The sequence below is a fragment of the Devosia sp. P2_G7 genome (assembly GCF_056403495.1).
Map to the genome: position 1 here is coordinate 187,899 of NZ_JBFUFI010000010.1, position 9,492 is coordinate 197,390.

Consider the following 9,492-nt stretch of genomic DNA (forward strand, 5'->3'; position numbering starts at 1 on the left):
GCGGTGAGAGGGCGCACTCACTTCTGGTGCGGGTACTCCAGCCCCATCTCGCGGTAGCGCTCGGGGTCGTCGCCCCATTTCTCGCGCACCTTGACGAACATGAACAGGTGCACCGGCGTCTCGAAGATCTCCATCAGTTCCTTCCGCGCCTCGGCGCCGATCGACTTGATGGTCTGCCCGCCGGCGCCGAGCACGATCTTCTTGTGCGTGTCGCGAGTGACATAGATCACCTGGTCGATCCGATATGACCCATCCTTCTGGATGGTGAACTTTTCGGTCTCGACCGTGGTGTTGTAGGGGATCTCGTCGTGGATCCTCAGGAACAGCTTCTCGCGCGTCACCTCGGCGGCCGTGATCGCCAGCGTCAGGTCTGTCAGGTGGTCCTCGGGGAAGTGCCAGGGGCCGAGCGGGATGCGGGTCAGGCACCAGTCGAGCATGTCCTTGACGCCACTGCCCTTCAGCGCCGAGATCATGAAGGTGCGCTGGAAACGCACCATGCCGTTGAGCCGCTCCGACAGCCCCAGCAGCGTCTCGCGCTTGATCAGATCGACCTTGTTGAGCACCAGGATCTTGTCGTGCGGGATATTCTCAAGGCCTTCGAGCAGTGCCTCGAGCTCGGGGGTGATGCCCCGCTCGGCGTCGACGATCAGCGCCACGAAATCGGCATCGCCCGCCCCGGTCCAGGCCGCGTCGACCATCGCCCGGTCGAGCCGGCGCTTGGGCGCGAAGATGCCGGGCGTATCGATGAAGATGATCTGCCCCTCGCCCTCCGTGACCACGCCGCGGATCTGGGCGCGGGTGGTTTGCGCCTTGTGCGTGACGATCGACACCTTGGTGCCGACCAGCGAGTTGAGCAGCGTCGACTTGCCGGCATTGGGCGCGCCCACCAGCGCGACGAAGCCGCAGCGGGTGTTTTCGCCGGCCAGCGGCAGTTCGGTGGCCTCGGGCATTTCGTTCTTGTCGGTCATATCGTGTCGCGCCAGACTTTCTCTCGGATGAGGAAAGCCTCGGCGGCCTTGTGCTCGGCGAGCTTCTTGGAGGGGCCAGTGGCGGTGATGGCGGGATAATTGCCCAGCCGCACGGCAATGGTGAATTCCGGCGCGTGGTCGGGGCCGGTGCGTTCGATCTCGGCATAAAGCGGGGGTTCGAGCCCCCTGCCCTGCGCCCATTCCTGCAGCGTAGTCTTGGGGTCGGCGCGGACGTTGCCGGCTTGGTCCAACTGTTCGCCGAACAGCCGCTCGACGATCTCGTAGGCCTGCCCCAGCCCACCATCGCAGAAGATGGCGCCGATCACCGCCTCGGCGATGTCGCCGAGAATGGCATCCTTGTTGGCGCCGCCGGTCCGCGCTTCGCTGTCGCCGAGGTTCATCTCGGAGCCGAGGTCGAGCTGCCGGGCAATGGCGGCGCAAGTTTCCTTGCGCACCAGCGTATTGAGCGAGCGCGACAGCTCACCCTCATTGGCCTTGGGCAGCCGGCGGTAGAGCATGTCGGCGACGACGAGGCCGAGCACCCGGTCGCCCAGGAACTCCAGCCGCTGGTACGAGCGCTCGATGCGCTTGCCAGGCGAGACGGCGCTCGAATGGGTCAGCGCACGGTCGAGCAGGTCGGGGTCGGCAAAGCGATATCCCAGACGTGCCTCGAGCTTTTCGTGCGTGCGCCCCTTCCCCATCAGTTCACGGACTGGAACATCCGGTCCCAGCGGACGTTGGCGGGCCATTCCCACAGCTGCCACGGGGCGATGTTGTTCTTGATCGAGAAGAACCGCGCTTCCGCCTTGCCGATGAAGTTGTCGAGCGGCACGTAGCCGACCTGGCTCAGCACCCGGCTGTCGGCGGAGCGGTCACGGTTGTCGCCCATCATGAAGTAATGGCCCGAAGGCACGACATACTCGGCCGTGTTGTCTAGCGGCTGGTCGTCGGAGATTTCCTGGATGGTGTGCTTGACGCCGTTGGGCAGCGTCTCGGTGTAAACGATCACCGGCACCGTCGTCATGTAGCTGTCGGTGTCCTCGGCGGTCCCGGTCTGCTCGCGCTCAACCATGGTGCCGTTGATGTAGAGGCGACCCTCTTTCATCTGGATGCGATCGCCCGGCATGCCGATGACGCGCTTGATGTAGTCCTCGTTGGTGATCTCATTGCGGAACACCGCGATGTCGCCGCGCTGCGGCGTGCCGCCGAAGATGCGGCCGTTGAACGGCACGGCGATCGGGAACGAGTACTTGCCGAAGCCCCAGGTCCACTTGTTGGCGATGAAGTAGTCGCCGATCATCAGCGTCTGCTGCATGGAGGCCGTGGGAATGGAGAACGGCTGGTAGAGGAACGTCCGGAAGATCAGTGCGATCGCCAGCGCCTCGATGATGACGATGAACGTCTCGAGCAGCTCATTCTTTTTCTTGCCGGCCTTGGCTTCGGCTTTCGACATCGACTGGCTCATTTCTCGCCTCTGCCCCAACGGGCCAAGTGGTTACGGGAGCGCTGGCACCCGGTCAACCGGGCAGCGCCTCGATAATGACGATCGCTTGGGCCATGCCGCCGTCGTCGGTAATAGTCAGGTGGATATGTGGCTTGTGACCAGCTGGAACAAGCCGCTCCAGGATCCGGGCAGCACCATTGGTCAACTTCATGGTCGGCTTGCCCGAGGGGAGGTTCACGACGCCCATGTCGCGCCAATAAACGCCGAAACTAAGGCCGGTACCCAAGGCCTTCGAGCAGGCCTCCTTGGCCGCGAAGCGCTTGGCATAGGAGGCCGCGCGCTGCGCCCGCCGATCCGATTTCTGCCGCTCGATCTCGGTGAAACAGCGGTGCGTGAAGCGCTCGCCATAACGCGCCAGCGTCTTCTCGACGCGGCGGATGTCGCAGAGGTCATTGCCGATCCCGATGATCATTGGCGTGATGTCTCCGCGAACGCCTTCTCCCCTTGCGGGAGAAGGTGGCCGAAGGCCAGATGAGGGGTTCGCAACACGTGGTGTTGCGCGATCGGAGCGAAGCGACGAACGACGGCGTGCGCGGAGAGATACCCCTCATCCGCCCTACGGGCACCTTCTCCCGCAAGGGGAGAAGGCGAACCGGCGCTCGCGGCAGCCATCACGCCAATCCCCTGCTCCCCGGCTTCACCGCCGGGATGGCCGCCAGTTCCGGCGGCAGCGCGTCGGCCGGATAGGCCGGCACCTTGTACTGCACCAGCGACACCAGCGGCACGCCGACGTCAGCCTCGCCGGCGGATCGGTCGATCAGGCACGCAGCGGCGACGACATTCGCGCCAGTCTTCTTGATCGCCTCGATGCACTCGCGGATCGAAATCCCGGTCGAGACGATGTCCTCGACCACGATCACCTTCTCGCCCGGCTTGAGCTCGAAACCACGGCGCAGCTCGAACTTGCCCTCGACGCGCTCGGTATAGATCGCCGGCACGCCCATGTGCCGCGCCGTCTCGTAGCCAGGGATGATCCCGCCCACCGCCGGCGAGACGATCTGGCTCACATCGCCATAGCCTTCCGCGCGGATCTTCGCCGCCAGCGCCCGGCAGAGCTTTTCGGCCTTGGCCGGGTGCATGAACACCCGCGCCTTCTGCAGGAAGACCGGCGAGCGCAGGCCGGAGGAGAGGATGAAATGCCCCTCGAGCAGCGCGCCGCTCTCACGGAACAGGTCCAGTACTTCGTCAGTGGTCACGCGGGCTCCTCTTGCCGTTCGGGCGCAGTCCATTCCAGCCGGTCCAGCGCCAGCGCCTCGGCCACCGTGGCACGCTGCACGTCCGAGATGCCGGCCGCCAGCTTCAGCGAGTTCAGCACGTCGGTGAGCTGTGCAAGGTCACGGACCTCGATCTGGAAAGTGAACCGATGAAAATCGGGCGATTCCATGCGCATCACCAGATTATGGATGTTGGCCTCGCAGGCGGCAATCACCGTGGCGATCTGCGCCAGCGAGCCCGGCTTGTTCTGTGCCTGCATCGAGATCACGCACGGATAGTCGCGATCCTCGCGACCACTGGTGTCCCAGCGCACGTCGATCCAGGCGACGTCGCTGTCATAAAGCTCGGACAGCGCGTCGGAGTGGATCGGGTAGATCATGATCGGCGTGTCCGGTGTCATGATGCCGACGAGCCGGTCGCCCGGCACCACGCCCTCCGGCGACACCTCGACCTTGGTGTTGAAATCGAGCTGTGTCAGCGCCGCCTTGGCGCGGGGGCCGGACCGCGGGTTGCCCGGCACGCGGAAGCGGAAGTGCTCCGTGGCCTTCAGCGCGAACCAGCCCTCGGCCTTGTCGGGCACCGGCAGGTCGATCTTCTTCCGCCGCCGCTTGATGCCCTTGACGTCCATGACGCGGGTATCGAGATCCTCGCCGCTGATCTTGCCCTCGCCTAGCGCGATCAGCAGCTCGCGCTTGCTGGATTGCCCCAGCCCTTCTGCCAGCTGCTTGAACTCCGCCTCGTCGAAACCGGTACCCTCGCGTTCGAGGAGGATCGAGACCATGTGCTCGCCCAGGGCGTAAGCTCGCGCCTGCGCCTGTAGCCGAACGGCACGGCGGATCGCGGCGCGGGCCTTGCCGGTGGCGGCGATGGTTTCCCAGTTCGAGGGCGGCAGGTGGTTCTGGTCGCGAATGATCTCGACTTCGTCGCCCGAGCGAAGCTGCGTCACCAGCGGCACGATCTGTCCATTGATCTTGGCGCCCACGCAGGTGTCGCCGATATCGGTGTGCAGCGCATAGGCGAAGTCGATCGGCGTCGCGCCACGCGGCAGCGCGATCAGCCGGCCCCGCGGGGTGAAGCAGAACACCTGGTCCTGGAACAGCTCGAGCTTGGTGTACTCGAGGAAATCCTCGGTCGACGACCCCGCCGTCAGGTGGCTGATGGTCGAGCGCAGCCAGACGAAGGCCTTACTCTCGTTCTCGATCTTGTGGATGTCGGTGGCGCCCTCCTTGTAGAGCGCGTGCGCCGCGATGCCGAATTCGGCGATCCGGTGCATCTCCTCGGTGCGGATCTGCAGCTCGGCGCGCTGCCGCCCCACGCCCACGATCGTGGTGTGGATCGAGCGGTAGTCATTGTGCTTGGGGACCGAGATGTAGTCCTTGAACCGCCCGGGCACGACCTTCCAGTTGGTGTGGACGATCCCCAGCGCCCGGTAGCAGTCCTCCACCGTCGGCACGATCACCCGGAACCCGATCATGTCCGAGAGCTGCTCCAGGGCGATCTGCTTCCGCTCGATCTTGGTGAAGATCGACCACGGCGATTTCACCCGCGCCGAAACCCGCGCATCGATGCCGTCGCCCTTCAGCTTCTCGCTGAGCTCGGTCTTGATGGTCTTGATGGTGTCGGCGAACTCCGACTTCATCTCGTCGAGACGGTCGGTGATGGCCTTGTAGTGGTCCGGCTGCAGCGTCTTGAACGCCAGGTCCTCGAGCTCCTGGCGCATGTCCTGCATGCCCATGCGGCCGGCCAGCGGCGCATAGATATCCATCGTCTCGGTGGCGATGCGCTTGCGCTTGGCTTCCGGCATGAAGTCCAGCGTGCGCATGTTGTGCAGCCGGTCAGCGAGCTTCACCAGCAGCACCCGCACATCGGCGGAAATGGCCAGCAGCAGCTTCCTCAGGTTCTCCGCCTGCGCTTCCTCGCGCGTCACCAGCTGCAGCCGGTCGATCTTGGTCAGCCCGTCGACAATGGCGCCGATTTCCGGCCCGAACAGCTGGTCGATCTCGGCGCGCGTCGCGTCGGTGTCCTCGATGGTGTCGTGCAGCAGCGCCACCGCGATCGAGGCGTCGTCGAGCTTCAGGTCGGTGAGGATGGCGGCGACTTCGAGCGGGTGGGCGAAATACGGATCGCCCGAGGCGCGCTTCTGCGTGCCATGCTTCTGCATCGCGTAGACGTAGGCCTTGTTGAGCAGCGCCTCGTCGGTATGGGGGTTATAGGCCTGCACCCGTTCGACGAGTTCATACTGACGCATCATTGGGTTGCCGCACTCCTACGCGGCCCCGCCTCGGCGGCTCAAAGTTGCTCTAGCGGCGATGCAAACAAAAAAGCGCCGGGCGGAAACGCCCGACGCCTCAAGACTATATATGCGAGATCAGTCGCCGATCAATCGTCGCGACGCTCGGGCGGAGCCAGAGATTCGATGCCGCGGAGCAGCTCGTCTTCGCTGATGGTGTCGAAGGTGTCGCCATCCTGGTCGGCATTGGCGTCGAGCAGCGGAGCGGCGTGCTTTTCGGGCTCGTCGACCTCGACATACTTCTGCAGCGAATGGATCAGGTCCTCGCGCAGGTCTTCGGGAGAGATGGTGCCGTCGCCGATCTCGCGCAGCGCCACGACAGGGTTCTTGTCGTTGTCGCGGTCGACGGTGATCGACGAGCCGGCCGAGATCATGCGGGCGCGATGAGCGGACATCAGAACCAGGTCGAACCGGTTCTCGATCTTCTCAATGCAGTCTTCGACGGTGACGCGGGCCACGTACGTCTCCAAATTGTGGGATCAAGCGGCCCTCATACACGAGCCTGCCCATGGGCACAAGGTTTTCAGTCCTCGGACACAAGAGCGTGTTTTACCACAGACAAGTGAAGCCCGGCCGCAAACTGTTTCGCATGATGGAACAATGGCTTGCCTGTAGACCCCCAAAGCCCGACCGGATCGCTGCCGCTTATCGGTCTTGCAAATTCCCGGGAATAAGCGCGTATTCCGAACTTAGGGAGCGGACCTGTCGTAAATCGGCTACCTCCTCGAACCGGCGGTACGCCACAGATGATTTGATGCCGGGCAGCCTGAGAGGCCGGCGGCCCCGGTCAGGAGAACAGGCATGTCAATTGATCCGCGCGAGAAGATAGTACTCTTCATCGATGGCGCGAATCTCTATGCGACCAGCAAGGCCATCGGCGTCGATATCGACTATCGCCGGCTGCTCGCGGAGTTTCAGTCCAAATCCTACTTGCTGCGTGCGTACTACTACACTGCCCTGGTCGAGGATCAGGAATATTCCTCCATCCGTCCGCTCATCGACTGGCTCGATTACAACGGCTTCACTGTCGTCACGAAGCCGGCCAAGGAGTTCACCGACGCCTCGGGGCGCCGGAAGATCAAGGGCAACATGGACATCGAGCTGACCGTCGATGCGCTCGAGATGAGCGCCTTCTACGATCACCTCGTGCTGTTCTCGGGCGACGGCGATTTCACCGCGCTGGTTGCGGCGCTGCAGCGCAAGGGCAAGCGGGTCACCGTCGTCTCGACGCTCACCACGCCGACCCCGATGATCGCGGACGATCTCCGCCGGCAGGCCGATTTCTTCATGGATGTCGCCGATCTCGCCAAGATCGTCGGCCGCACCCCACCGGTCGATCGCACCACTGCGGTCGCCGACCGGACTGCGCCGGTCGACCGGACCATGGCGACCGTGGACCCTAAGGGAAGCTGAGTCCTTCCTGCATTTCCCGTTCATCGAAACGAGCAATGCAGGAATCTCTTGATTGTCGCGCGTTCGAACCGGAAAAGTCTGCAACTTTTCCTGAACGCCGCTCCAGCCCCCCACGGTTAACATTGCCTGAGACCAATCCGCCGCACGATTGCCCGCGTTGCCCGCGCCTCGTGGCCTTTCGCCACGACAACCAACGGTCCTATCCGGACTACTTCAATGGTCCGGTGCCGACCTGGGGCGACGAACATCCGGGGCTGATGATCGTCGGCCTTGCGCCGGGCCTCAAGGGCGCCAACCGCACCGGCCGGCCGTTCACCGGCGACTATGCGGGCGACCTGCTCTACGCGACGCTCGAAAAGTTCGGCCTCGCCACCGGCCACTACAAGCAGCGGCCGGACGATGGGCTCGAGCTCCAGAACGTGCTGATCGCCAACGCGGTGCGCTGCGTGCCACCGCAGAACAAGCCGACCGGCGACGAGATCAAGACCTGCCGCCCCTTCCTCGGCGCCGCCATCGAGGTGCATCGCCCCCGCGCCTTCCTGGCGCTCGGCCGCATCGCCCACGACTCGCTGCTCTCGACGCTGGGCGAAAAGCGCTCGAAGTATCCCTTCGGCCACGGTGTCGAACACCGGCTTACCGGTGGCGCCACACTCTTCGATAGCTACCACTGCTCGAGGTACAACACGAATACCGGCGTGCTGACCACGGCAATGTTCGAGGACGTCGTCGGCCGCGCAGCAGCACTCGTCGCCCCCCTGAGCCGCCATTTCACGACGCGCCGCCCCCCGGGCCGCTAACGACGTCTTGAAATCTCTGTTGATATCACTCGTAAATAGAGTGTTAATGCGCTGATCTACTGCAATCAGGGCGACAACGGTGCCGTTTCGTCGGGTGTTTTTAGCAGTTGCGGCCGTCTTGTTCTTGATCGGTGCCGCGATTTCAGAGGACCAACTAGGCGCTGTTGCTGCCGTGCGGCCACAGGCGACGGGTGGTTTTGGCGATGCGCGCGTCAGCCTCGTTCGCGGCAGCGAACTGCGCGAAGGCGAGACCATCATCACCGGCCTCGACGGCGAGGTGCAGGTGCTGTTTTCCGACCAGACCAAGCTGGTGATCGGTCGCGGCTCGAGCCTGGTCATCGAGCGCTACCTGCTTAGAAGCAACGGCACGCCGGAGAAGTTCGCGGTCAACGCGCTGGCCGGCACCTTCCGCTTCATCACCGGCAATGGCGACAAGAAAGCCTACGCGATCAACACACCGACCGGGTCGCTGGGCGTCCGCGGCACCGAGTTCGACTTCACCGTCGACGGCGCCGGCAAGACCAGCGTGGTCCTCTACGAGGGCGGGGTCATCCTTTGCCCCATCACCGGCAAGTGCGTCACGCTCACCGAGCGCTGCAGCGTCGCGCAGATGAAGTCGCGGCGTGAAGCCAAGGTGATCAAGCGCGAAGCGGATCGCCTCAAGATCGCCAGCACCGCCTTCCCCTACGTCGTCTCCCAGGCCTCGTTGCGCCGGGAGTTCCGCGTCGGCAAGCCATCGGAATGCGCCGGTGAAATCCGGACCGCCGAGCAGCATTCCAGCCAGGCCATCGGCGTCCTCATCACGCCAATCCCTCCCGTCATCCCCGTTCCGAGTTCCCCTGACCCCGAAGGCAAGAACAATAACGGCCTCGGGAACGGCGGCGAGGGCGCCGAAGGCCCCCACGAGCAGGGCAATCCCGGGCACGGCAAGAACAAGAGCAAGAACAAGTAGCTGGCCCACGGGCTGCAACCCTGGTGATGGTCACGCGTACTCGCTCCCCCTCCACCGGCCCCATCTCCCCCTTGCGGGGAGAATTCCAAGAGGTGCGCGGAAGGCACGTAGGCTCGCCCGCCACCAACCGTCATCCCAGCGAAAGCCGGGATGACGGCAGGTGGGAGGGGCAAGAGCGAGCACACCGAAATTTCTTATCCCCCTCACTCCCCACCCATGCGATTCTCCCACCCATCCGCTGCACCGAAGCGAGATCATGACGAGTGGTTGGTGCGGGGGAGACCGGGTGGGCTGCGGGTCGCTGCAGTTCAGGCGGAAACCATCACGGCAAGGACCGGTTCGCCGGTCAAGCC

10 protein-coding genes are annotated in these 9,492 nt (G+C 64.2%); 3 read left to right on the forward strand and 7 right to left on the reverse strand.

Translation table 11 applies throughout. The features are described 5' to 3' along the window. Positions 1–17 precede the first annotated feature (17 nt). The 7 genes from era to rpoZ form a co-directional block, all read right to left on the reverse strand. Positions 18–968: a GTPase Era gene (gene era, locus AC1DWU_RS17070; RefSeq protein WP_477151196.1), complete on the reverse strand. Its 951-nt coding sequence runs from the start codon at positions 966–968 to the stop codon at positions 18–20. Continuing rightward, on the reverse strand, positions 965–1,669 hold the full coding sequence (gene rnc, locus AC1DWU_RS17075) for a ribonuclease III (RefSeq protein ID WP_477151197.1): 705 nt from the start codon (positions 1,667–1,669) through the stop codon (positions 965–967). The genes era and rnc overlap by 4 nt, the downstream gene beginning before the upstream one ends. Further along, entirely contained in the window at positions 1,669–2,433 is a 765-nt protein-coding gene (gene lepB, locus AC1DWU_RS17080) for a signal peptidase I (RefSeq protein WP_477151198.1), read from the reverse strand. The genes rnc and lepB overlap by 1 nt, the downstream gene beginning before the upstream one ends. Before the next feature lie 52 nt (positions 2,434–2,485). After that, on the reverse strand, positions 2,486–2,884 hold the full coding sequence (gene acpS / locus AC1DWU_RS17085; RefSeq protein ID WP_477151199.1) for a holo-ACP synthase: 399 nt from the start codon (positions 2,882–2,884) through the stop codon (positions 2,486–2,488). Positions 2,885–3,083: 199 nt separating this feature from the next. Then, complete coding sequence (gene pyrE / locus AC1DWU_RS17090) at positions 3,084–3,668, reverse strand: orotate phosphoribosyltransferase (RefSeq protein WP_477151200.1); 585 nt, start codon at positions 3,666–3,668, stop codon at positions 3,084–3,086. Beyond that, positions 3,665–5,938, reverse strand: coding sequence for a RelA/SpoT family protein (locus AC1DWU_RS17095; protein ID WP_477151201.1), 2,274 nt, complete (start codon positions 5,936–5,938; stop codon positions 3,665–3,667). The genes pyrE and AC1DWU_RS17095 overlap by 4 nt, the downstream gene beginning before the upstream one ends. A 128-nt stretch (positions 5,939–6,066) precedes the next feature. Next, positions 6,067–6,435 carry a DNA-directed RNA polymerase subunit omega gene (gene rpoZ / locus AC1DWU_RS17100; protein WP_477151202.1) on the reverse strand — a complete coding sequence of 123 codons (369 nt, stop codon included), beginning with the start codon at positions 6,433–6,435 and terminating at the stop codon, positions 6,067–6,069. A 343-nt stretch (positions 6,436–6,778) separates the two neighbouring features. On the opposite strand from rpoZ, the gene AC1DWU_RS17105 reads away from it, so the two are divergent. The 3 genes from AC1DWU_RS17105 to AC1DWU_RS17115 all read left to right on the forward strand — a co-directional run bounded on the left by AC1DWU_RS17105 (position 6,779) and on the right by AC1DWU_RS17115 (position 9,139). Beyond that, entirely contained in the window at positions 6,779–7,390 is a 612-nt protein-coding gene (locus AC1DWU_RS17105) for a LabA-like NYN domain-containing protein (protein WP_477151203.1), read from the forward strand. A 122-nt stretch (positions 7,391–7,512) separates the two neighbouring features. Continuing rightward, the gene (locus AC1DWU_RS17110) at positions 7,513–8,187 is read left to right on the forward strand and encodes a uracil-DNA glycosylase (RefSeq protein ID WP_477151204.1); all 675 of its coding nucleotides are present in this window, start codon (positions 7,513–7,515) and stop codon (positions 8,185–8,187) included. 172 nt (positions 8,188–8,359) lie between these two features. Beyond that, positions 8,360–9,139 carry a FecR family protein gene (locus AC1DWU_RS17115; RefSeq protein ID WP_477151205.1) on the forward strand — a complete coding sequence of 260 codons (780 nt, stop codon included), beginning with the start codon at positions 8,360–8,362 and terminating at the stop codon, positions 9,137–9,139. Positions 9,140–9,492 lie beyond the last annotated feature (353 nt).